The organism is Streptomyces tibetensis, assembly GCF_040647715.1.
Taxonomy (GTDB): Bacteria; Actinomycetota; Actinomycetes; order Streptomycetales; family Streptomycetaceae; genus Streptomyces; species Streptomyces tibetensis_A.
Genome location: NZ_JBEZCR010000024.1, coordinates 1 through 22,686, shown reverse-complemented (window position 1 = coordinate 22,686; position 22,686 = coordinate 1). Strand labels below are relative to the sequence as shown.

At 71.5% G+C, this 22,686-nt stretch carries 18 protein-coding genes; 8 read left to right on the top strand and 10 right to left on the bottom strand.

What is annotated here, in order from left to right; translation table 11 throughout:
* Positions 1 to 78: 78 nt before the first annotated feature.
* Positions 79 to 744, bottom strand: coding sequence for an HAD family hydrolase (locus AB0B29_RS37125; RefSeq protein WP_362247074.1), 666 nt, complete (start codon positions 742 to 744; stop codon positions 79 to 81).
* A gap of 129 nt (positions 745 to 873) precedes the next feature.
* A complete protein-coding gene (locus AB0B29_RS37120; RefSeq protein WP_362247072.1) occupies positions 874 to 1,389 on the bottom strand; it encodes a DUF6912 family protein in 516 nt (171 codons plus the stop codon).
* Between the two features lie 391 nt (positions 1,390 to 1,780).
* On the opposite strand from AB0B29_RS37120, the gene AB0B29_RS37115 reads away from it, so the two are divergent.
* Positions 1,781 to 2,521: an Rv3235 family protein gene (locus tag AB0B29_RS37115; RefSeq protein WP_362247070.1), complete on the top strand. Its 741-nt coding sequence runs from the start codon at positions 1,781 to 1,783 to the stop codon at positions 2,519 to 2,521.
* A gap of 270 nt (positions 2,522 to 2,791) precedes the next feature.
* Here AB0B29_RS37115 and secA read toward each other — a convergent pair whose 3' ends face one another.
* Positions 2,792 to 5,638 (bottom strand): preprotein translocase subunit SecA, encoded by a 2,847-nt coding sequence (gene secA / locus AB0B29_RS37110; RefSeq protein ID WP_362247068.1) that lies wholly within the window; start codon positions 5,636 to 5,638, stop codon positions 2,792 to 2,794.
* A gap of 281 nt (positions 5,639 to 5,919) precedes the next feature.
* Between secA and AB0B29_RS37105 the strand changes: the two genes are divergently transcribed.
* Positions 5,920 to 6,486: a GNAT family N-acetyltransferase gene (locus AB0B29_RS37105; protein WP_362247066.1), complete on the top strand. Its 567-nt coding sequence runs from the start codon at positions 5,920 to 5,922 to the stop codon at positions 6,484 to 6,486.
* Between the two features lie 69 nt (positions 6,487 to 6,555).
* Complete coding sequence (locus AB0B29_RS37100; protein WP_362247064.1) at positions 6,556 to 7,728, top strand: winged helix-turn-helix domain-containing protein; 1,173 nt, start codon at positions 6,556 to 6,558, stop codon at positions 7,726 to 7,728.
* Positions 7,729 to 7,737: 9 nt separating this feature from the next.
* Here AB0B29_RS37100 and AB0B29_RS37095 read toward each other — a convergent pair whose 3' ends face one another.
* The 7 genes from AB0B29_RS37095 to mtnA form a co-directional block, all read right to left on the bottom strand.
* Positions 7,738 to 8,484 (bottom strand): response regulator transcription factor, encoded by a 747-nt coding sequence (locus AB0B29_RS37095; RefSeq protein ID WP_362247062.1) that lies wholly within the window; start codon positions 8,482 to 8,484, stop codon positions 7,738 to 7,740.
* A 205-nt stretch (positions 8,485 to 8,689) separates the two neighbouring features.
* Positions 8,690 to 9,385, bottom strand: coding sequence for a ribosome hibernation-promoting factor, HPF/YfiA family (gene hpf / locus AB0B29_RS37090; protein ID WP_362247060.1), 696 nt, complete (start codon positions 9,383 to 9,385; stop codon positions 8,690 to 8,692).
* Positions 9,386 to 9,695: 310 nt separating this feature from the next.
* Complete coding sequence (locus tag AB0B29_RS37085; protein WP_362247058.1) at positions 9,696 to 10,619, bottom strand: ComF family protein; 924 nt, start codon at positions 10,617 to 10,619, stop codon at positions 9,696 to 9,698.
* Between the two features lie 136 nt (positions 10,620 to 10,755).
* On the bottom strand, positions 10,756 to 12,585 hold the full coding sequence (locus tag AB0B29_RS37080) for an LpqB family beta-propeller domain-containing protein (protein ID WP_362247056.1): 1,830 nt from the start codon (positions 12,583 to 12,585) through the stop codon (positions 10,756 to 10,758).
* Positions 12,575 to 14,797, bottom strand: coding sequence for an MtrAB system histidine kinase MtrB (gene mtrB / locus AB0B29_RS37075; RefSeq protein ID WP_362247054.1), 2,223 nt, complete (start codon positions 14,795 to 14,797; stop codon positions 12,575 to 12,577). Before mtrB ends, AB0B29_RS37080 begins: the two co-directional genes overlap by 11 nt.
* A 1-nt stretch (position 14,798) precedes the next feature.
* Positions 14,799 to 15,488, bottom strand: a complete 690-nt coding sequence (gene mtrA / locus AB0B29_RS37070; RefSeq protein WP_009188938.1) for a two-component system response regulator MtrA — start codon at positions 15,486 to 15,488, stop codon at positions 14,799 to 14,801.
* A gap of 176 nt (positions 15,489 to 15,664) precedes the next feature.
* Positions 15,665 to 16,813 carry an S-methyl-5-thioribose-1-phosphate isomerase gene (mtnA, locus tag AB0B29_RS37065; RefSeq protein ID WP_362247052.1) on the bottom strand — a complete coding sequence of 383 codons (1,149 nt, stop codon included), beginning with the start codon at positions 16,811 to 16,813 and terminating at the stop codon, positions 15,665 to 15,667.
* A gap of 140 nt (positions 16,814 to 16,953) precedes the next feature.
* On the opposite strand from mtnA, the gene AB0B29_RS37060 reads away from it, so the two are divergent.
* From AB0B29_RS37060 to AB0B29_RS37040, 5 genes are read left to right on the top strand one after another with little or no spacing between them, the layout of a single operon-like run.
* A complete protein-coding gene (locus AB0B29_RS37060) occupies positions 16,954 to 18,297 on the top strand; it encodes a glycerophosphoryl diester phosphodiesterase membrane domain-containing protein (protein ID WP_362247050.1) in 1,344 nt (447 codons plus the stop codon).
* 4 nt (positions 18,298 to 18,301) lie between these two features.
* Positions 18,302 to 19,069, top strand: a complete 768-nt coding sequence (locus tag AB0B29_RS37055) for a DUF4129 domain-containing protein (RefSeq protein WP_362247048.1) — start codon at positions 18,302 to 18,304, stop codon at positions 19,067 to 19,069.
* On the top strand, positions 19,066 to 20,262 hold the full coding sequence (locus AB0B29_RS37050; protein WP_362247046.1) for a DUF4350 domain-containing protein: 1,197 nt from the start codon (positions 19,066 to 19,068) through the stop codon (positions 20,260 to 20,262). The genes AB0B29_RS37055 and AB0B29_RS37050 overlap by 4 nt, the downstream gene beginning before the upstream one ends.
* Positions 20,262 to 21,251: an AAA family ATPase gene (locus AB0B29_RS37045; protein ID WP_362247044.1), complete on the top strand. Its 990-nt coding sequence runs from the start codon at positions 20,262 to 20,264 to the stop codon at positions 21,249 to 21,251. Before AB0B29_RS37050 ends, AB0B29_RS37045 begins: the two co-directional genes overlap by 1 nt.
* Positions 21,251 to 22,561: a DUF58 domain-containing protein gene (locus tag AB0B29_RS37040; RefSeq protein WP_362247042.1), complete on the top strand. Its 1,311-nt coding sequence runs from the start codon at positions 21,251 to 21,253 to the stop codon at positions 22,559 to 22,561. The genes AB0B29_RS37045 and AB0B29_RS37040 overlap by 1 nt, the downstream gene beginning before the upstream one ends.
* Positions 22,562 to 22,686 lie beyond the last annotated feature (125 nt).

Below are 22,686 nucleotides of genomic sequence, written 5' to 3'. Positions count from 1 at the left end.
GCCGTATGTGTACAAAACCAGCCGTCGAAGTTTGACGTTCTGCACAGTGCCGCTACGGGTTCCGGTCGGGAAGGCCGGTCACGCCGCGAGCCGCTCCGCCTCCGCGACCGCTTCCTCCAGCGTGTCCACGACAGGAACGCCGACGGCTTCCAGGCTCACTCTGCTGTGCGATCCGCCGGTGTACAGCACGGCCCGCGCCCCGACGTGCAGCGCCGCCACCGCGTCGTCCGCGGCGTCCCCGATCACCACGGTCCGCTCCGGCGCCACCCCGCTCAGCGACGCCAGGTGCCGCACCATGTGCTCGGCCTTGCTGCCCCCCGACGGCCCGGTCCGCCCGTCCACCCGTATGAAGTGCGGCTCGATGCCGAAGCCCCGCACCAGCGGAACCAGCTCCTCGTGCCCGTACATGCTCAGGATCGACTGGCTGCGGCCGGCCGAGCACCATCCGGCCAGCAGCTCCACGGCCCCCACCGTCAGCCCGCACGCCGCCCGGTGCTGGGAGTAGTACCGGTGGAAGACGTCGTCCATGGCCTCCCACTCGGCCTCGGTCGGCAGCCGCCCCATCAGCCGCTCATAGAACTTCGGCACCGGTACGCAGTACAGCTCCCGGTACTTCTCCAGCGTCAGCGGCTCGAGGCCCAGCTCGGCGAAGGCCGCGTTCGTCGCCCCGATGATCGCGTCGTTGTCGTGGAACAGCGTCCCGTTCCAGTCCCAGACGATGTGTGCGCCCGTCTTCATCCCCATGCCCGAAAACGTACCCGCCCCCACTGACAATCAAGAGAGCAGCGCCTCGACGCGCCCCCGACGCCGGTTTCAGTCCCCATGGCGGCCCCGACGCCGGTTTCAGTTCCCATGGCGGCCCCGACGCCGGTTTCAGTTCCCGCGGCCCACCAGGTTCGCGATCTCCTGGGTGGCGAACCACAGCAGCTCGTGGTCCTCCGCCCCGTCCACGAGGAACTGCGCGTCGTCGTCCCCGCCGTCCGCCGCCGGCAGCGCCTCCGCGGCCGCCGTGACATCGGCCTCCGCGTCCGTCGCGTCGACGTGCACCGACGCCGCCTTGCCGAGCGGCACCGGGCCCGCGACCCGCACCTCCCCGAGGGCCGCTGCGTCGAGTCCCCGGTCGGGGTCGGCGCTCACGGCCCGGTCGGCGACGTCGACGGCGATGACCACACGGCGCCGCGGCGCCTCGGGCCCGGCCGCCAGCAGGCGCAGCGAGGCCAGCGCGGCCCGGCCGAGCGCGGCGTACTCCAGTTCCTCGATGTCGTCGGAGACGTACCACTCGCGCAGCCCCGGCGTCACGGCGTAGGCGGCGAACGGCCCGCTTCCCAGCTCACCCGTCTTGTACGCCTCGGCGAGGCCGGGGAGGGTCAGGGGGACGTAGACACGCATGGCTGGCCGCTTTCGTGGTCGTGGTGGTCGTGGTCGTGGTGGTCGTGATCGGAGCTCTCTCGGCAACGGCTCCGGGCTTGTCCGGCACCGGCTTGCACGGCTCCGGGCTCTCTCGGGCACGGCTCCGGAAGGTCTTCAGGATACGTGCGGGGCGTCCCCTTTCGAGCCCCGGCCCGTGCCGCCGGAGGCGTCCACCCACGGCCCGGTTTTCACCCGGTACGCCCCCGGTATTCAAGGGCCCTCCTACCCCGAGGCCACCCGGATAGGTGAACTTTCCGGCGCCCGCGACCCGACCCGCGCTTCCTTGCCGCCGCCCCGGCCCGCCCCGTACAAGATCACCAACCCGAAGTTACTCCCCGGTACCCACCGGGCCCACGAAACGGGGACCCCCATGCACAAGGTCATGACCAGGACCCAGCACCGTCCGAGCACGCCGACGCCCCGCCCACAGGTGCGCCCCTCGCCCCTCGCCCCCGGCTACGCCGCACCCCGCACCCCCGTCCGCGCCGCTTCCGCACCGCCCCTGCCCGGCGGCTCCGCGCCCCCGCGCTCTCCCGGCAGCGGACGGGCCCGGCCTCCGGCTGCGGGCGGTCGTCCGCCGGCCTCCGGCCGCTCCAGGGCTTCCCGCACCCGCCCCGCGGACACGCGTCCACCGTCTCTCCCCGCGACCCGCACAGCCCCGCACCGGAGCCCGGAACCAACCGGCTCCCCGGCCCGCCCGAACGCCACCGCCCCCACCGAAAGCGCCCCACAGGTCCCGGCCCCGCGCCCCCGCCCCGCGGCTGTCCCCCAGCTCCTGCCCACCGACGTCTTCGCCGACCTCCTCGTCGCCGTCCTGAGCGGCCACCGCCCCGTCCACTCGATGCTCCGCCACACCCGGGGCCGCGCCTACGACGAGCTGGCCTGGCTGGCCGAACGCGGCCCCCTGCGCACCCGCGGCGCCCGCCCCGTCGTCCGCGACATCGGCTGGTGCGAACCCAGGCCGGGCGCCATCGAGGCCTTCGCCCGCATCGGCGCCGGCGACCGGCTGCGTGCCATGGCCTTCCGCCTGGAACTCGGCCAGGACCTCCGCTGGCGCTGCACGGCCGTGGAACTCGGCGGCCCCCGCCCACCCCGCCCCGACTGCGACTGAGGCCTGTCGAGACCCCCGGAAGCGGGTGCCTGTGCGTCGGTCACCGCCGCGCAGACCCCCACCCATGACCGACCTGGGACCGGTCACCTCCGCGCAGCCCAACACCCATGACGTAGCGCCGGTCACCTCCGCCCAGAGCCCCACCCATGACGCAGGACCGGGCACCCGCAGACCCCGCCCGGGCGAAGGGCCGGACCCCAGGCCCCCGCCCACCACGAGGGGCCGGACACCCGCAGGTGTCCGGCCCCTCGAGCCGCTACGCGGCGACCCTCACTTCTTGCGACGCCCCCGGCCCCGCGCCTGCTTGCGCCGCTCCGCACGCGTCAGGCCGTCGGCCTCGGAGCGCACCGGCTCGCCGTCCTCGGTGAAGTCGCCCTCGATGGTGCCGCCCTCGCCGTCGACCGTCGGCGCGGAGAAGTGGAGGTTGCGCCGCTGCGGGACGTCGAGCCCCTTGGCACGGATCTCCGGACGGGAACCCGCCTGCGCCGGCACCGCGTCGTGCTTCTCCAGGTCGGCCACCGGCTTGGTGTCCTCGACCGGGACCTCCTCGACCTGCTGCTCGACCTGGACCTCCAGGTTGAACAGGTAGCCGACGGACTCCTCCTTGATGCCCTCCATCATGGCGGTGAACATGTCGAAGCCCTCGCGCTGGTACTCGACCAGCGGGTCCTTCTGCGCCATGGCGCGCAGGCCGATGCCCTCCTGGAGGTAGTCCATCTCGTAGAGGTGCTCGCGCCACTTGCGGTCCAGGACCGACAGCACGACCCGGCGCTCCAGCTCGCGCATGATCTCGGAGCCGAGCTGCGCCTCACGCGCCGCGTACTGGTCGTGGATGTCGTCCTTGATGGAGTCGCCGATGAACTCGGCGGTCAGCCCGGCGCGGTCGCCGGCCGCCTCCTCCAGCTCCTCGACGGTGACGTTGCACGGGTAGAGCTGCTTGAAGGCGCCCCACAGCCGGTCCAGGTCCCAGTCCTCGGGGAAGCCCTCGGCGGTCTCGGCCTGGACGTAGGCGTCGATGGTGTCGTCCATGAAGTGCTGCACCTGCTCGTGCAGGTCCTCGCCCTCCAGGACGCGACGGCGCTCGCCGTAGATGACCTCACGCTGGCGGTTGAGGACCTCGTCGTACTTGAGGACGTTCTTCCGCGTCTCGAAGTTCTGCTGCTCGACCTGCGACTGGGCGGAGGCGATCGCGCGCGTGACCATCTTGTTCTCGATCGGCACGTCGTCCGGGACGTTCGCCATCGACATCACGCGCTCGACCATCTGGGCCTTGAACAGCCGCATCAGGTCGTCGCCGAGGGAGAGGTAGAAGCGGGACTCGCCCGGGTCGCCCTGACGGCCGGAGCGACCACGCAGCTGGTTGTCGATGCGCCGCGACTCGTGCCGCTCGGTGCCCAGCACGTAGAGCCCGCCGAGCTTCTCGACCTCGTCCTTCTCGTTCTGGACGGCCTTCTCCGCCCGCTCGAGCGCCTCGGGCAGGGCGTGCGCCCACTCCTCGATGTGCTCCTCGGGGTCGAGGCCTCGCTGGCGCAGCTCCGCTTCGGCGAGGTCCTCCGGGCTGCCGCCGAGCTTGATGTCCGTACCACGGCCGGCCATGTTGGTGGCCACCGTGACGGCGCCCTTGCGGCCGGCCTGGGCGACGATGGTCGCCTCCCGGTCGTGCTGCTTGGCGTTCAGCACCTCGTGCTGGATGCCGCGCTTGCTGAGCTGCTGCGAGAGGTACTCGGACTTCTCGACGGAGGTGGTGCCGACGAGGATCGGCTGCCCCTTGCGGTGCTTCTCCTCGATGTCGTCGACGACCGCCTCGAACTTGGCGACCTCGGTGCGGTAGATCAGGTCCGACTGGTCCTTGCGGACCATCGGCCGGTTGGTCGGGATCGGCACCACGCCGAGCTTGTAGATCTGGTGGAACTCGGCGGCCTCGGTCATGGCCGTACCGGTCATGCCGCACAGACCGGGCTGCTCCTTGCCGTTGTGGTCGTGGCGCTTGTAGAGGCGGAAGAAGTTCTGCAGGGTGATCGTGGCGAGCGTCTGGTTCTCGTCCTTGATCGGCACCGCTTCCTTGGCCTCGATGGCCTGGTGCATGCCCTCGTTGTAGCGGCGGCCCGCGAGGATACGTCCGGTGTGCTCGTCGACGATCATGACCTCGTCGTCGATGATGACGTAGTCCTTGTCCTTCTTGAAGAGCTCCTTGGCCTTGATGGCGTTGTTCAGGTAGCCCACCAGCGGGGTGTTCACCGACTCGTAGAGGTTGTCGATGCCCAGCCAGTCCTCGACCTTGGCGACACCGGACTCGTGGATGGCGACCGTGCGCTTCTTCTCGTCGACGTCGTAGTCGCCGGTCTCCTCGATGCCCTTGAGCGGCTGGCCGGCCTCGCCGCGCTTGAGGCGCTTCACCAGCTTGGCGAAGTCCCCGTACCACTTGGTGGCCTGGTCGGCCGGGCCGGAGATGATCAGCGGCGTACGGGCCTCGTCGATGAGGATGGAGTCGACCTCGTCGACGATGGCGAAGTTGTGGCCGCGCTGGACGAGCTCGTCCTGGGACCACGCCATGTTGTCGCGCAGGTAGTCGAAGCCGAACTCGTTGTTCGTGCCGTACGTGATGTCGCAGGCGTACTGCTCGCGGCGCTGAGCCGGCGTCATGTTGGCGAGGATGCAGCCGACCTCGAGGCCCAGGAACCGGTGGACGCGGCCCATCATCTCGGAGTCGCGCTCGGCCAGGTAGTCGTTGACCGTGATGATGTGGACGCCCTTGCCGGACAGTGCGTTCAGGTACGCCGGCAGCGTGCCGACGAGGGTCTTGCCCTCACCGGTCTTCATCTCGGCCACGTAGCCCATGTGCAGGGCCGCGCCGCCCATCATCTGCACGTCGTAGTGGCGCTGGCCGAGGACGCGCTTGGCGGCCTCGCGGACGGTGGCGAACGCCTCGGGCAGCAGGTCGTCCAGGGTCTCGCCGTCGGCGTAGCGCTGCTTGTACTCATCGGTGAGAGCGCGCAGCTCGGCGTCGGAGAGGTCGACGAAGTCCTCTTCGATGGAGTTGACCTGGTCCGCGATGCGGTGCAGCTTGCGCAGGATCTTGCCTTCGCCTGCACGCATGATCTTCGAGAGGACGGACACGGGGGTTGGTCTCCTTGCCGGTCGGGCCTGGGACGGTCGGTTACCACTTGACTTACTGAGCAACGGCCATCGTATGCGAGGACCCCGCCGCGCCGGGAGGGCCTGCCGTGACGGCGACCGTCCGCTGCTTCGATTCTGATTCACGTCTGCTTCAAAGGGGACAACGTGCGGCACCCCCGGATAGTGCCGCACCTCCCCACCGAATTGCACAAAGCGTGATCACTCCCTTACCGAGAGCAAAACGGATGACGCTGCGGCCCGCCGCCGAGCAGAATCGGCCGATGGACCCCGTCACCCTCACCACGGACCGCCTCCTGCTGCGCACGGTGGGCGCGCAGGACACCGAGGCGGTGTACGACGCCTGCCAGGACCCCGACATCCAGCGCTGGACCACGATCCCCTCGCCCTACCTGCGCGAGCACGCCATGAGCTTCACGGAACAACTCGTCCCGGACGGCTGGGCGGACGGCTCCATGTTCACCTTCGGCGTCTTCCTGCACTCGGGGGAACTGGCGGGCATGATCGGCATCACGATGCGCGCCCTGGGCATGGGCGAGATCGGCTTCTGGGCCGCGAAGCAGCACCGCGCCAACGGTTACGTCACCGAGGCCGCCCTCGCCGTCTGCCGCTGGTCCTTCACCCATGCCGCGCTCGACCGCGTCGAATGGCGGGCGGCCGTGGGCAACCGGGCTTCCCGCGCGGTAGCGGAACGAGCGGGCTTCACGATCGAGGGCACGCTGCGCTCCGCCACGAACAACAAGGGAGTACGCCACGACACCTGGGTGGGTTCCCTGCTCCCCTCGGACCTGGGCCTGCCCTCGACGGCCCCGTACCTCCCGGCGCGCTGACGGCCTCGGCCGCCCGGGTGATTCCCCAGGTCACCCCGCCTTGTCAGTGCCACCCCCTACTCTGCGGCCATGACCACCCCGCCCCCCATCGCAGACCTCTCCGCCGACGAGGCCCGCAGAATCGCGCTCCGCGCCCAGGGCTTCCTCGGCGCGCCCGACCGCCGCTCCGGCGTCCGCGGCGTCCTCCGCCACCTGGGCGCGATACAGCTCGACACCATCTCGGTCCTCGCCCGCTCCCATGAACTCGTTCCGTACGCCCGCCTGGGCGCGGTCGGCCGCAAGACGGTGGAGGACGCCTACTGGCGGGACACGCACTCCTTCGAGTACTGGTCGCACGCCGCGTGCATCCTGCCCATCGAGGAGTGGCCCCACTTCGCCTTCCGCCGCCGCGCCTACCGCAACCGCCCGCACTGGAACCACGAACTGCCCGACGGCGCCTACGACCAGGTGATCAAGCAGCTCCGCTCCGAAGGCCCCCTCACGGCGACGGAGCTGGGAGGCGCGAAGAAGACGAGCGACTGGTGGGACTGGTCCGGCTCGAAGGTCGCCGTCGAACGCGCCCTGATGTACGGCGAGGTGGTCTGTGTGGAGCGCCGCGGCTGGAAGCGTGTCTACGACCTCGCCGAGCGCGCCGTTCCGGAGGAGCTGCTGCACGACGAGCTGGACGACACCGAGTGCCTGCGCCGCCTGGTCCGCCTGGCGGGCCGGTCCCTGGGGGTCGGCACCCGCGCGGACATCGCCGACTACCACCGCCTCAAGGGCGAGCAGGTCGACGCGGTGATCGCCGATTCGGGCCTGGTGCCGGTCATGGTCGAGGGCTGGGGCAAGCCCGCCTGGGCCGACCCCACGGCCCTGGAGACATCCCCGCGCGGCCGCCACCGCACCACGCTCCTGTCGCCCTTCGACTCCCTGATCTGGGAGCGGGCACGCACGGAGCGGATCTTCGGCTTCACACACCGCCTGGAGGCCTACGTCCCCAAGCAGAAGCGTGTGCACGGCTACTTCGCGATGCCGGTGCTGGCCGGCGGGCGTCTCGTCGGCCGCGTGGACCCGGCGCGCGAGGGCCGCACACTGGTGGCCAAGCAGGTCACGCTGGACGGCCCCAAGGCGGTCCCGGCCGTCGCCCAGGCCCTGGCGGAGGCGGCGACCTGGGTGGACTGCACGGACGTCCGCGTGGAACGGGTCGACATGCCGGACCTGCGCGAACCCCTGACGAAGGAACTCGCCCGTACTCTCGGCTGAGGGCCGCCCCTAGCGGATTTCGAGGATCTTCTCCCGCATCGCGTACACCACCGCTTCCATCCTGGAGTGCAGCTGCAGCTTCTCCAGGATGTTGCGGACGTGGTTCTTCACGGTGTTCTCGGAGATGAACAACTCCTTGGCGATGTCCCGGTTGTTCATACCCGTGGCGACGAGCTTGAGGACTTCGAGTTCACGATCGGTCAGACGCGGTGCGGGCACCAGACGCCGTTCGTCCGTGCGCTGGATCATCGACTTGAACTCGGTGAGGAGTTTCGACGCCATCGACGGGCTGATCTGCGACTGCCCGTCGGCCACCGCGCGAATGGCGGTGGCGACCTCGTCGGTGGAGATCTCCTTGAGGAGATAGCCGGTCGCGCCCGCTTTGATGGCGTCGTAGAGATCGGCTTCCTCGTCGCTGATCGTCAGCATGATGATCTTCGCGCTGGGTGCCACCTCCTTGATGGAGGTGCACGCCTCGATCCCGCCCCGCTTGGGCATCCGCACGTCCATCAGGACGATGTCGGGCAGCAGGTCCGCGGCCTTCTCCACGGCCTCGGCGCCGTCACCCGCCTCCCCGACGACCTGGATGTCCTCCTCGGCGGCGAGCACGATCTCAAGGCCACGGCGGAACAAGGCGTGGTCGTCCACCACGAGGACTCTGATCGGTTCCTTGCGTGGAGTCCCCGAGTCCGGGCCCATGCCGACGACGCCGCCGTCGGCATCCCCGTCACGCATCGGTCCGAAGCTGTCCGCCATCGTTCCTCCCCCTGAAGGCTGTGGCCTTGAGTCCTGAGCCATCGCCAACCCAGAGCAACGACCCACCGGTTGGGCCGTGGTCACCATGATTTCATGCCTGGACGGCACCGGGGTGCCGGAGCGGGGCGCGAAGTGGTCGCACGGAGGTGCCCCTGGGGGCGCACACGCGCTCCAGGGGCACCTGTTCCGCTGTCACCCGGCATGGTCAGCCGCCGAGCGCACCGCCCGCGTCAGGAGAGTGCGCCTGTGTGACCATCGTGTCGGTGCTGAGGTGGATCACGCCGTAGTCATAGGCGTGCCGTCGGTAGACGACACTCGGTTCCTTGGTCTCGGAGTCGACGAACAGATAGAAGTCGTGCCCGACCAGCTCCATCTCGTAGAGAGCCTGGTCGAGGGTCATGGGGGCTGCGACGTGCGTCTTCTCACGGACGACGATGGGACCGTCACCCTGTACTTCCAGCGAGCCGATCTTCTTCGTGGGGACGGCCGCGGGCTCCTCCTCGGAGGCCGGCACCAGGCCGTTCCCGTTGAGCGTCGCCACGCCCGGGACGTGGTCGGCGACCTCGGCGGCCGGGATCCGGCGCGCGCCTCGGCGCGAGTACCGCTTGTCGTGCTGCCTGCGCAGCCGGGCTTCCAGCTTTTCCGCCGCCAGGTCGAGCGCCGCGTACGGATCACTCGCCGCTGCCTCGGCCCGGATCACCGGGCCGCGGGAGCGGAGGGTGATCTCCACTCGGTCACAACGGTCGGCCTGCCGGGGGTTGGGCTCCTTGGACACCTCGACGTCGAGGCTGATCACCTTGCCATCGAGCTTCTGGATCTTCTCCAGCTTCAGCTTCTCGGCCACGTGCTTCCGGAACCGCTCGGGCACCTCGGTCTTGCGGCCCTTGACGACGATGTCCACGCAGAACTCCGTTCCCGGATCGCTCCGCTTCGATGCGGAGCGTCTCCCTTTTGCACCAGGCTCCGGTGAGTCCCGGAACCTCGGACTCGCGGTGACTTCCACCTCCTCCCCCGAGAGCGAGATCTCCACTCCACCGCCGCGAGTGATGAAAAACTCGCAGTACGGCATTCGGATTGAAGAGGTGTGGCCTGCGGCTTTCCCTCTCAACCGAACATATCTCGCCCGGCCGGATGTCGTCACCCTCTACTGCCGCGTACCTCCGTTCAGGTGAAAAGGCCTTCTCGCTACCTGCAACGACACAAGATCTCAATCAGTTCCGGTTTATTTCGAAAGAGTCCGGTGAGGCCGCGACCACCGCCGCGCACGCCACGTCAACGACTCCGTCGGCGTCGACCACGCCCGCATTCATCTGCCGGGCGGGCCGCCGGCCCGTCCTCTCTCGCCTTGATCCGACGTTCTGTTCCCCTCTGCTTTCCCAGGTCTCTCCCCCGTACACGGCCGAAGTTCCTGCATCGTTCCAAATCGGCCCCGTCGCCCCGGGCGGCGTCCGAGGCCGATGCGAGGCCGCCCGCACGGCGCGCGCGGCCTCCGCCAGGGACGCCCCCGTGGTCATCACGTCGTCGACGAGGACGACCGGCCCGCCGCGGAGCAGCCGGGCCCCTCCGGGGGCCACCGCCAGAGCGCCCGCGAGATTGGCCAGTCGCTGACGGGAGTTGAGTCCCGACTGGTCGGCCACGGCCCGTCGCTGCCGCAGCACACCGACCACCCGAGCCGGAAGTCCCCTCCGCCGCAGCTCACCCGCCGCCGCGAGCGCGATCCGCCGCGCCGGATCATGCCCCCGGGCCCGCACGGCCCGCATCCCGGACGGCACGGGCACCAGCAGCACGGGAACCCTGCCACCCCGGGGCCACGCCACCCCGGCCCCGGCCGGCACCCGGACGCCCCGGAGCCCCGCGTACACGGCTCCCGCGAGCGCCACCCCGAGCGGCCCCGCGAGCGCCAGGGCACCCCGCTCCTTGTGCGCCAGCAACGTCGCCCGGGCCTCGTCCGCGTACCGCGCAGCCGTGTACACCCATGGCAGCCCGGGCGGCTCCGGCACCGGCCGCACCCGGTGCACCGCTCCTCCGCTCAGCACCGCACGGCACCGCGCGCACAGCACCGTACGAGGCACCCCGCAGCCTCCGCACTCGCCCGGCAGCACCAGGTCGGTGAGGTCCTGCCACCACCCCCGCATGGCCACCACTGTGCCGCCACGGGCCCGACCCCGCCACCCCTGTGGATCACTGCCTGTGGAAAACCAACCGCCCTGCCGCCTGCGCGTCCCCCACAGGAGTGACGCCCCGAGCCATCACAATCGCCCCGGGCCCGTCTCACCCCGGATAGACCGGCGCCGTCCCCTCCGTCACCTTCTGCCACTGCTCGCCCGACGGCAGGCGGACGATGCCGTCCACCGAATACGCCACCAGCGGCAGCTGGTCGTCCTCGGCGGCGGTGACCTCCTTGACCCCGCTCAGGGCCGCGGGGGCCGGCACGTCCGGCGTGGAGCCGTCGACCTGGACGTACCGCATCTGCTCCACCCCGCCGTGCTCGCGCCCGACCACCACGAGCCGGCTGTCCCCGGCCCACGACATGGTGGTGACCTCCTCCAACTCCGGCGTCGCGGAGCGCAGTTCGGCCACACTGACGGCCGGCTTCGCGCCCGGCCTCTCGTCCCGCTCGATCAGCCCCACCAGCAGGGTCTTCTTGCCGCCCTTCTCCACGACCAGCGCGATCCGCACGCCGTCGGCGGCCACCCGCACGGACTGGATCCGTCCGCCCAGGTGCGGCATGCGCACCTCCACCGGGTCGCCCTTGCCCTCCTGGAAAAGGACCAGCCGGGGATGGTCGGGGTCGCGGTCGGCCACCCACAAGCCGTCGTCCGCGTCCCAGCTGGGGGTCGTCAGCCGGTCCTTCTCGGCACGGCCCTGGCTGCGCAGCACCGGCTCGCCCAGCGAACCGCCCGAGACCAGCGATCCCACGTACAGCGACTTGCCGTCGAGGCTGACCCCGGCCGCCGTGTGTTCGTCACGCGAGACCGCCACCGACCGCAGTGCCGTCTCGCCCTCGCCGAGCGCTCCGGGCGCCGGGTCCGGCTTGGTGCCGCTGTTGCCCGCGGGGATCCGTACGAGCCGGTGCTCGCCGTCCACGAAGTACAGGTAGTCGGGGTGCCGTGCCGCGCTCCTGGTCGCAGCCGTGTCGGCCTCGCCCTGCGTGAGCGTGCACAGTTCCGACCCGTCGGCCCGCAGCCCCACCTCGTCCACGGCCGGGCTGAGATTGCGCAACGTGAACAGGATCTGGGCGGCCATCTCCCGGCATCGGTTCACTCCGATGCCGGCGGCCCTGTCGTTGAGCGGGACCGTCAGCCTGTTCCGGTCGTCCGGCGTCAGGGCGTCGGCGTCCTTCGCCAGGGCCACACCGGTCGGGAAGCTCGACCGGACCACCGGCCCGAGCCACCGTGTGGGCCCCTTGAGCAGGGAGCTCACCACCTGCGTCATGGGTTCCACGCGCCGGCGCACGTAGACGGGGTCGGCGACCGCCATGGGCTGCGCGTTCGACCCGGTCGCGGAGGTGTTCGAAGCGAAGTAGTACTTGCTGACGGACATGTAGTTGCGCTGGAAGTCCGACTCGCCCATGACGACGCCCTGCGGCAACGCGTCGATCCTCCACTGCCGCTTGGCGTCCTGCGTCAGGTGCACGCTCCTGCCGTACGCCCCGGTGGCCGGCGCGTACGCCTGCTGCGCGTCGACGGTGGCGACCTTGGTGCCGGTCAGCGTGTACGAGATCTCACCGGTGGCCTCCCCGCCGCCCCCCGCCTCGGGCTTGGCGCCCGGCCCGTCGGTCAGCACCGTGGCGGACACCTCGGGCCGCCACGTCTTCGCGGCCTGGCCGGTCAGGTACTGACGAGCGGTCTTGTAGTGCGGATCGTCGCTGGTGAGCGCCTCAAGGAAACCCTGCACGATCTCCGAGGGCGGCGCGTCCTCCCCCGGCGGCACGGCGAACACCCGCACCTGCGTCTCCTGGCGCGGGGTGGACTCCACGCCCCGCAGATCCCCGCTGTCCGGCATCGAGGCACATCCCGCCAGCACCAGGACACCACCGGCGGCGTACGCCATCACGCGCGCGGGCCTGAGCCGGCCGCGCCCCTCGCGGTCAGCGCCCACGAGATGCCTCCCCTTGCCTGTCCACGTCCCCCGGCCCGGCTTCCCGGCCCCCAGGGGCCGCGCGGCCGTTGTCCTCGTCCCGCGGCCCGTTCGCCGCCGGGCTCCCTCCGGTCCCGCCGCCGACACCCGCGTCACGCCCGGTCCGGCCGCCGGCGCCTTGGTCGCGCCCGGTCGCCTCCAGGCCGCTCGAGCCCGCACCGGCGCCCGGCCTCCGCTCGCTCTCCGCCGCTTCGTCCTGCGGTCGCGTGCCCGAGGCGGGCCTGGGCACCACGCGCGAACCATTACCGGGCAACGCCGTCGGGTCCGCCGTCGGCGCGACACGCGGGGGTATCGGGTCCCGCTTCGACCCCTGCGGCACCGGTCCGCTCACCGGCTGCGCCGGTACGGTCGCCCGCTTCTCGCCGTCCCCGCCGCACGGCAGCCCGGCATCGTCGAGACCCCGGTTCCGCCGGGAGTCCTTGGGCTCCAGCGGTATCGGGGAACCCCGCAAGGGCTCGTCGGCGGTCCTGGGCAGCGTCAGCCGGAACTGCGAGCCGCCGCCCGGCTCACCCCACGCCTGCAGCCAGCCGCCGTGCAGCCGCGCGTCCTCCAGCGCGATGGACAGCCCCAGACCCGTGCCCCCCGTGGTACGCGCGCGTGCCGGGTCGGCCCGCCAGAAGCGGCTGAACACCCGGGTCGCCTCGCCCGGCTTGAGCCCGACCCCGTAGTCCCGTACCGCCACGGCGACCGCACCGCCCGCCGCGGCGAGCTTGACGACGACGTCCTTGCCGTCGCCGTGCTCGACCGCGTTGACGACGAGGTTGCGCAGCACCCGCTCCACGCGCCGGGCATCGGCCTCGGCGACGACGGGCTGCTGGTCACCGCGGATCCGGATGCGGGTGCCCTTGCGCTCCGCGAGCGGCTCGGCCCCGCTGACCACCCGTCGTACGACGTCCCTGAGGTCTATCGGCTCCGCCTCCAGCGCCGCGGCGCCCGCATCGAACCGGCTGATCTCCAGCAGGTCCGCGAGCAGCGACTCGAACCGGTCCAGCTGGTCGGCGAGCAGCTCCGCCGACCGCGCGGTGACCGGGTCGAAGTCCTCCCGCGCCTCGTGGATGACGTCCGCGGCCATCCGTACGGTCGTCAGCGGCGTACGCAGCTCGTGCGACACGTCCGACACGAACCTGCGCTGCATCCGCGACAGGTCCTCCAGCTGGCTGATCTTCAGCTGGAGGTTCTGCGCCATCTTGTTGAAGGCCTCACCGAGCCGAGCGATGTCGTCCTCGCCGGTGACCTTCATACGTTCCTGGAGCCGTCCGGCCGACAGCCGCTCGGCGATCCCGGCCGCCATCCGCACCGGCGTGACGACCTGCCGCACGACGAGCCACGCGATGGCCCCGAGCAGGACGACCACGAACAGCCCGGCCGTCGCCAGCGTGCCCTTGACCAGGCTCAGCGACTTCTCCTCCTGGGTCAGCGGGAAGAGGTAGTACAGCTGGTAGGGGTCGCCGTTGGGGTCGTTGACCTGCTTGCCGATGACGAGGCCCGGCTGGGAGTCCTGGGTCTCGTTGTTGTAGACGATCCGCGTGTAGCTCTGCGCGGCCGTCGTGTTGCCGCCGATCCGCTCACGCAGATCGGCCGGCACGCTCTTGCTCCAGTTCACCTCGCCCGAGGCCCGCGGCCCACGCCCGCCGGTGCCGTCCGCGTCGGAGGCCGGGAGCGTGACCACGTCGAAGGCGCCCTGACCACCGCTGGACAAGGACGAGACGAGGTCACTCATCCACTGGATGACGTTCTGCGCGGGCCGACCGTCCGCCGTGGCGACGTCGTCACCCGTGCCGCTCGCCGCCTCGTCCGCCCGCTGCTTGGCCACCGCGAACCCGCCCGTCGCCTGGCTCTGGGACGCCTTCACCTTGGCGTCCAGCAGACCGTTGCGCACCTGCCCTATGACGACGAAGCCCAGCAGCAGCACCACGCCCAGCGACATCAGCAATGTCGTGACGACGACCTTGAGCTGGATGTTGCGCCGCCACAGCCGCATGACGGGCAGCAGCGGCCGGCGCACCCACCGCATGAACAGGCGGATGACCGGGCTGCCCTGCATTCCGCCCTGGAGCAGCAGCCCGCTCTCCAGGAACCGCCCCCAGCGGGAGCCGGACCTCTTCCGCCCGACAGGCCGCTCCGGGCGGACCCCGGACCGGCCGGGCGCCGAAGCGGCACTGTCGCCGGACATGTCAGCTCGGCCCTGCCTTGTACCCGACGCCACGGACGGTCACCACGATCTCCGGCTTCTCCGGGTCCTTCTCGACCTTGGAGCGCAGCCGCTGCACATGGACGTTGACCAGCCGCGTGTCCGCCGCGTGCCGGTAGCCCCAGACCTGCTCGAGCAGCACCTCACGTGTGAACACCTGCCACGGCTTGCGTGCGAGCGCGACCAGCAGGTCGAACTCCAGCGGCGTCAGCGCGATCGACTGCCCGTCCCGCTTCACGGAGTGCCCCGCCACATCGATGACCAGGTCACCGATGGCGAGCTGCTCCGGAGCGGGCTCCTCCGACCTCCTGAGCCGCGCCCGGATCCGGGCCACCAGCTCCTTGGGCTTGAACGGCTTCACGATGTAGTCATCAGCGCCCGATTCCAGGCCCACGACCACGTCGACGGTGTCGCTCTTCGCCGTCAGCATCACGATCGGCACACCCGACTCCGCCCTGATCAGACGGCACACCTCGATGCCGTCCCGGCCGGGCAGCATCAGGTCGAGCAGCACCAGATCGGGCTTGGCCTCGCGGAACGCGGCCAGCGCCTTGTCACCGTCGGCCACGAACGACGGCTCGAAACCCTCACCACGCAGCACAATGCCGAGCATCTCGGCCAGTGCGGTGTCGTCGTCGACGACAAGGACTCGTCCCTTCATAAACGACATCATCCCATTCTCATAACGGTGGCGAAGGCAGTGGTGAGGTAGGTCACCGGCCAGTGACCATAGTCGCAGCAAGCGCTACTGTCTGCCCTCGCCCGCCCGGAGATGATCTCCGGGGCAGGGCCGAGAGGCGAGGACGCCGGAGCCCGCCCCCACCCCGCGCACCCTGCGCAACGCCGGACTCAGCCCGCCGCCACCCGGCGCGACCGCGCACACACCTGCGCGAGTGCCTCAGCCGTCACCGGCGAAACGACACCCTCCTCCGTGACGATCGCCGTCACCAGCTCGGCCGGAGTCACGTCGAACGCCGGGTTGTACGCCTGCGTCCCCAGCGGCGCCACCGGAATCCCACCGCCCGCCTCCGCGCCGACCACCGGCACCTGCGGCGCCGTCACCTCGGTCACCTCGTGCCCGGGACGCTGCTCCACCTCGACGGACGCCCCGTCCGCCGTGTCCAGGTCCACCGTCGTCACCGGCGCCACCACGATGAACGGCACATGGTGGTATCGCGCCAGCACCGCCAGCGGATAGCTCCCGACCTTGTTCGCCACCGAACCGTCCGCCGTGATGCGGTCCGCCCCGATCAGCACCGCGTCCACCTCCCCGGCAGCGAACAGCGACCCCGCCGCGTTGTCGGTGAGCAGCGTGTACGCCATCCCGCTGCGGGCCGCCTCGTACGCCGTCAGGCGAGCGCCCTGCAGCAGCGGCCGCGTCTCGTCCACCCACAGCCGCCGCAACTGCCCCGCCCGGTGCGCCGCGAGCGCCACCGCGAACGCCGTACCCTCCCCGCCCGACACCAGCGAACCGGTGTTGCAGTGGGTGAGAACCCGGTGCCCGCCGCCGGGCAGCAACTCGGCCAGCAGCGCCAGCCCGTGCTCGGCCATCCGGCCACTGGCCTCGGCGTCCTCCCGGTGCAGCTGCCGCGCCGCGGCCAGCGCCGCCGCGGCCGCCTCCCGGACGTCACCGCCCTTTGCGAGCGCCGCCTCGTGCGCCGACTGCGCCCGGCGCACCCCCACCGCCAGGTTCACCGCGGTCGGCCGGGCACCCGCCAGCGCGGCCGCCGCCTCACCCACGTCGAAGCCCCGCACGGCGGCGAGCGCGACACCGTACGCGCCCGCGATGCCCAGCAGCGGCGCCCCGCGCACCGCCAGCGAGCGGATCGCCTCCACCAGCGCGGGCGCATCCGTACAGACCAGTTCGACCTCCTCGGCCGGCAGCCTCGTCTGGTCCAGCAGGACCAGAACGGGACCCTCCGGTGGCTCTTCCCAACGGATCGCCGGGATCTCGGTCGGCCGCTTGTCATCGCCGCTGTGCGCGTACTGATCAGCCATGCCGTCAGTCTGCCCCCTGTCGAGCGGACAATTGAAGGTACGCAGCCCATACCGCGGCCGGTCACCCGAAGACCACCCCATGGCACGATGGCTGCCAACCTGCCACCGCGACCGCGGACGGGCACCGTGAAGGAGCGACGATGAACGACACTCCGGGCTGGGCCTCGCCCGGATCCGCCCCGTCCGACGGCCAGAAGCCGGACCAGTCCGGCCCTGCCGAGCCCACCGACCACCCCGGCGCCGCACAGCCCGCGGACCAGCCGGCCCAGGCCCCGCACAGCCCAGGCCCGCAATGGTCCAAGGAACAGCCCCCACCGGCCCAGTGGTCCGCCCCCAGCGGCCCGACCGCCCCCGGCCAGGCTCCCCCGCCCCCGCCTCCCGGCCCGGGCTGGGGCAACCAGCCCCCCGGCGGGTACGGCCCCGCAGGCCACGGCCAATACGGCCCCCCTGGAGCCCACCGCGGCTGGGGAAACGGCTGGGGCGGCCCCCCGCCCGCCGCCAAGCCCGGCGTCATCCCGCTCCGCCCGCTCGGCGTGGGCGAGATCCTCGACGGCGCGGTCTCCACCATGCGCACCTACTGGCGCACGGTCCTGGGCATCTCGCTCACCGTCGCCGTCCTCACCGAGGTCATCGTCGTCCTGTTCCAGGGCCTGGTCCTGGACGACACCAGCACCGACGCCCTCAACGACCCCAGCGCAAGCCTCAGCGAACTGAGCCGCGCCATGGGCGACGCCATGCTCAACTCCACCGTCGTCTTCGTGATCTCCCTGGTCGGCACCGTCATCGCGACCGCCCTGCTCACCACCGTCACCAGCCGCGCCGTCCTCGGCAAGTCGGTGACCATCGGCGAGGCTTGGCGGGACGCCCGCCCCCAGGTCCTCAAACTCTTCGGCCTCATCTGCCTGTTGCTGCTCATCACCGCCGGCATCGTCACCGTGGGCACCCTGCCCGGCATCCTCGTCGGCGTCGCCGTGAACGGCGGAGCAGGTGTCGCCCTCACCGTCCTGGGCGTCATCGGCGCCGGCATCGTCGCCCTCTGGCTGATGATCCGCTTCTCCCTCGCCTCTCCCGCCCTCATGCTGGAGAAGCAGGGCATCAAGAAGGCCATGAGCCGCTCCGCGAAGCTCGTCCAGGGCACCTGGTGGCGGATCTTCGGCATCCAGCTGCTCGCCACGCTCATCGCGAACGTCGTCGCCTCGCTCATCGTCATCCCCTTCACCCTCCTCGCCGCAGCCTTCAGCGGCGACGGCCTCACCGGCTGGCTCAACACCGGTGCCGGCAGCCTGGGCTGGACGTTCCTCATCGTCAGCGGCATCGGTTCGGTGATCGGCTCCATGATCACCTTCCCGATCACGGCGGGCGTCACCGTGCTCCTCTACATCGACCAGCGCATCCGCCGCGAGGCCCTCGACCTCGAACTGGCCCGCGCCGCCGGCGTCCAGGGCTACGGCTCCACCGCCCCCGGCACCACCCCGGGGAGCTGATGCGGTGAGCCGGGCGGGGGAACTTCTCACCACGGCGCTGCCACGCGCCGGCATACGGACGCTGCTGCGCGCGGGCGACACCTCGCTGCTGTCACCGGCCCGCTCCGCGGACGAGCCGCCCCTCACCATTCCGCGCGACCCCGCGCGCGAGGCGGCCCGACGCGAGCTTTCCAAGCGGATGTACCACGAGAACGACCCCAGCCTCTTCCAGCGCGCCCTCGACGCCTTCTGGGACTGGCTCGGCAAAGTCCTCACCGCCACCTCGGACGCCACCCCCGGCGGCACGCTCGGCCTGCTCGTCATCGTCCTGGCCGTCGTCGCGCTCCTGGCCGCCCTGTGGTGGCGCCTGGGCACCCCGCGCCGCCAACCCACCTCGTCCGCGGCCCTGTTCGACGACCGCCCCCGCAGCGCCGCCGACCACCGCGCCGCCGCCGAGGCACACGCCGCCCAGGGCCACTGGAGCCAGGCCGTCCAGGAACGCATGCGGGCCCTCGTCCGCGCCCTCGAGGAACGCGCCCTCCTCGACGTCCGCCCCGGCCGCACCGCCGACGAGGCAGCAGCCGAAGCCGGCCGGGTCCTGCCCGCCCACACCGACCGACTGCGCACCGCCGCCCGCGACTTCGACGACGTCACATACGGCGGCCGCTCGGCGACCGAGCAGTCGTACCACCGCATCGCCGAACTCGACCGCGACCTGGAACGCACCAAACCCCAGCTCGCGACGAGCAGCGCCACCACGGCCCCCCACACCCGCCAGGAAGCCGCCCAATGACCACCGAGGCCATCCTCCCGTCCACCTCGGCCTCGCCTACCGCCCGCCAGGTGTGGACCCGAACCCGCGGCATCGCCCTCGCCCTCGTGGTGCTCCTCGCAGGAGCGATCGCCACCGCCGTCATCCGCTCCGACGCCCGCCACGGCGAACTCGACCCGCGCTCCGCCGACCCCTACGGCAGCCGAGCCGTCGCCGAACTCCTCGCCGACCGGGGCGTGGACACCCGCGTGGTCACCACCCTCGACGAAGCAGCCGCCGCGGTCGGCCCGGACACCACCCTTCTGGTCGCCGTCCCCGACCTGCTGACCCCCAGTCAACAGACCAGGCTGCACAAGGCCGTCGCCCCGTCCCACGGCCGCACGGTCCTCGTCGCCTCCGGCAGCGCCTCCATCGAACGGCTCGCCCCCGGCGTCACCGCCGACCCCGCCACCAGCCTCGACTCGACCATCGCCCCCGACTGCGCCCTGCCCGCCGCCCGGCGCGCCGGCACCGCCGACACCGGCGGCGTCCGCTACTCCACCACCCACCTCGGCGCCGACGCCTGCTACCCCAGCGAACGTCTCGCCACCCTGCTGCGCCTCCCGGACCAGCGCGGGGACGGCGACACCATCGCCCTCGGCGCGCCCGACATCCTCCTCAACGACCGCCTCGACAAGCACGGCAACGCCTCGCTCGCCTTGCAACTCCTCGGCTCCCGCCCCCATCTGGTCTGGTACCTCCCCTCGCTCTCCGACGCGTCGGCCACCAACCCCGACGACGAACGCAGCTTCTTCGACCTGCTCCCCTCGGGCTGGCTCTGGGGCACCCTGCAGCTCTTCATCGCCGCAGCCCTGGCCGCCCTCTGGCGGGCACGCCGACTCGGCCCCCTCGTGCCCGAGAAACTCCCCGTCGCGATCCGTGCCTCGGAAACCGCCGAAGGCCGCGCCCGCCTCTACCGCAAGACCGACGCCCGCGGCCGCGCGGCCACCGCTCTTCGCTCCACGACCCGCACCCGCCTCGCCCCCCTCACCGGCGTCCCCGTCACCCAGGCGCACACGCCCGAGGCCCTGCTCCCCGCCCTGTCCGCCCACCTCCACGGCGACGGCCAGGACCTGCACGCCCTCCTCTTCGGACCACCGCCCAGCGACGACGCAGCACTCATCGCACTCGCCGACCGACTCGACGCCCTCGAAAGAGAGGTACGCCGTCCATGATGGACCCGACCACTGACAACGCCGGGAACACCGGGGACCCGGGCACCGCCCGCGACGCCCTGGAGGCCCTGCGCGCCGAGATCGCCAAGGCCGTGGTCGGCCAGGACCCCGCCGTCACCGGCCTCGTCGTCGCCCTGCTCTGCCGCGGCCACGTCCTCCTCGAAGGCGTCCCCGGCGTCGCCAAGACCCTCCTGGTCCGCGCCCTCGCCTCCGCCCTCGAACTCGACACCAAGCGCGTCCAGTTCACCCCCGACCTGATGCCCAGCGACATCACCGGCTCCCTGGTCTACGACACCCGCAGCGCCGAGTTCTCCTTCCAGCCCGGCCCCGTCTTCACCAACCTCCTCCTCGCCGACGAGATCAACCGCACGCCCCCCAAGACCCAGTCGTCCCTCCTGGAAGCCATGGAGGAACGCCAGGTCACCGTCGACGGCACCCCCCGCCCCCTCCCCGACCCGTTCCTGGTCGCCGCGACCCAGAACCCGGTCGAATACGAGGGCACCTACCCCCTCCCGGAAGCCCAGCTGGACCGCTTCCTCCTCAAACTGACCATCCCCCTCCCCTCCCGCCAGGACGAGATCGACGTCCTCACCCGCCACGCCGAGGGCTTCAACCCACGCGACCTGCACGCCGCCGGCGTACGCCCCGTGGCGGGCCCCGCCGACCTGGAGGCGGCCCGGGCCGCGGTCGCCAAGACGACCGTCTCCCCGGAGATCACCGCCTACGTCGTCGACATCTGCCGCGCCACCCGCGAGTCGCCGTCCCTCACCCTCGGCGTCTCCCCCCGCGGCGCCACGGCCCTCCTGGCCACCGCCCGCGCCTGGGCCTGGCTGACCGGACGCGACTACGTCATCCCCGACGACGTGAAGGCACTCGCCCTCCCCACCCTCCGGCACCGCGTACAACTGCGCCCGGAGGCCGAGATGGAAGGCGTGACGGCCGACTCCGTCATCAACGCGATCCTCGCCCACGTCCCCGTCCCCCGCTGATGGCACTCACCGGACGCGCCGCCCTCCTCGCGGCCCTGGGCTCCCTCCCCGTCGGCATCTGGGAGCCCAGCTGGACGGGCATCCTGGCGGTCAACGCCCCGCTGGCCGTTGCGTGCGCCTGCGACTTCGCGCTGGCCGCCCCCGTACGTCGGCTGGGCCTCAGCCGCTCCGGCGACACCTCCGTACGCCTCGGCGACACGGCGGACGTGACCCTCACCGTCACCAACCCGTCCCGTCGCCCCCTCCGCGCCCGGCTCCGCGACGCCTGGCCCCCCAGCAGCTGGCAGCCCGGTACGGAGACAGCGGCCTCCCGCCACCGCCTCACGGTCCCCCCGGGTGAACGCCGCCGCGTGACCACCCGCCTCAGCCCCACCCGCCGAGGCGACCGCCAAGCCGACCGGGTCACCATCCGCTCCTACGGCCCCCTCGGCCTCTTTTCCCGCCAGGGCACCCACAAGACCCCTTGGACGGTACGCGTCCTGCCTCCGTTCACCAGCCGCAAGCACCTGCCCTCGAAGCTGGCCCGCCTGCGCGAACTGGATGGCCGCACCAGCGTCCTCACCCGCGGTGAGGGCACGGAGTTCGACAGTCTGCGCGAGTACGTCCCGGGCGACGACACCCGTTCCATCGACTGGCGCGCCACAGCCCGCCAGACCACGGTGGCCGTACGGACCTGGCGCCCCGAGCGTGACCGCCACATCCTGCTGGTTCTGGACACCGGCCGCACCTCGGCCGGCCGCGTGGGCGACGCACCCCGCCTCGACGCCTCGATGGACGCGGCCCTCCTCCTAGCGGCCCTCGCCTCCCGCGCGGGCGACCGCGTGGATCTCCTCGCCTACGACCGGAAGGTCCGCGCCCTCGTCCAGGGCCGCACCGCAGGTGATGTCCTTCCGGCTCTGGTCAACGCGATGGCCACACTCGAGCCGGAGCTCGTCGAAACGGATGCCCGGGGCCTGACGGCGACCGCCCTGCGCACGTCCCCTCGCCGCTCCCTGATCGTCCTTCTCACGACCTTGGACGCGGCCCCCATCGAGGAGGGCCTGCTTCCGGTCCTCTCGCAGCTCACCCAGCGCCATACGGTTCTGCTGGCCTCGGTAGCGGATCCACACATCAGTGACATGGCCAAGGCCCGTGGAAATGTGGACGCCGTCTACGAGGCAGCCGCAGCCGCCCAGGCCCAGTGGGAACGACACCGCACCGCAGAGCAACTCCGCCGCCACGACGTCACGGTTGTCGACGCCACACCGGACGACCTGGCGCCGGCACTGGCGGACGCGTATCTGGCCTTGAAGGCAGCCGGACGCCTCTAACGAACAGCGAGCCCCCGAAAGGGGGCTCTAAAACGCAGAAAACCCCCGCATCCGAAGATGCGGGGGTTTTCCCAAAAATTGTTCGGCGGCGTCCTACTCTCCCACAGGGTCCCCCCTGCAGTACC

Excerpts from the sequence above, each read along its gene's own strand:
- AB0B29_RS37085 (WP_362247058.1), bottom strand. The coding sequence starts at position 10,619 with ATGCGGGGGTGGTGGCAGGACCTCACCGACCTGGTGCTGCCGGGCGAG.
- AB0B29_RS37120 (WP_362247072.1), bottom strand. The coding sequence starts at position 1,389 with ATGCGTGTCTACGTCCCCCTGACCCTCCCCGGCCTCGCCGAGGCGTAC.
- AB0B29_RS37125 (WP_362247074.1), bottom strand. The coding sequence starts at position 744 with ATGGGGATGAAGACGGGCGCACACATCGTCTGGGACTGGAACGGGACG.
- AB0B29_RS37100 (WP_362247064.1), top strand. The coding sequence starts at position 6,556 with ATGACCACCCCGCCCCCCATCGCAGACCTCTCCGCCGACGAGGCCCGC.
- AB0B29_RS37060 (WP_362247050.1), top strand. The coding sequence starts at position 16,954 with ATGAACGACACTCCGGGCTGGGCCTCGCCCGGATCCGCCCCGTCCGAC.
- AB0B29_RS37040 (WP_362247042.1), top strand. The coding sequence starts at position 21,251 with ATGGCACTCACCGGACGCGCCGCCCTCCTCGCGGCCCTGGGCTCCCTC.
- AB0B29_RS37045 (WP_362247044.1), top strand. The coding sequence starts at position 20,262 with ATGGACCCGACCACTGACAACGCCGGGAACACCGGGGACCCGGGCACC.
- AB0B29_RS37095 (WP_362247062.1), bottom strand. The coding sequence starts at position 8,484 with ATGGCGGACAGCTTCGGACCGATGCGTGACGGGGATGCCGACGGCGGC.
- AB0B29_RS37115 (WP_362247070.1), top strand. The coding sequence starts at position 1,781 with ATGCACAAGGTCATGACCAGGACCCAGCACCGTCCGAGCACGCCGACG.
- mtrB (WP_362247054.1), bottom strand. The coding sequence starts at position 14,797 with ATGTCCGGCGACAGTGCCGCTTCGGCGCCCGGCCGGTCCGGGGTCCGC.
- AB0B29_RS37050 (WP_362247046.1), top strand. The coding sequence starts at position 19,066 with ATGACCACCGAGGCCATCCTCCCGTCCACCTCGGCCTCGCCTACCGCC.
- mtrA (WP_009188938.1), bottom strand. The coding sequence starts at position 15,488 with ATGATGTCGTTTATGAAGGGACGAGTCCTTGTCGTCGACGACGACACC.
- mtnA (WP_362247052.1), bottom strand. The coding sequence starts at position 16,813 with ATGGCTGATCAGTACGCGCACAGCGGCGATGACAAGCGGCCGACCGAG.
- AB0B29_RS37105 (WP_362247066.1), top strand. The coding sequence starts at position 5,920 with ATGGACCCCGTCACCCTCACCACGGACCGCCTCCTGCTGCGCACGGTG.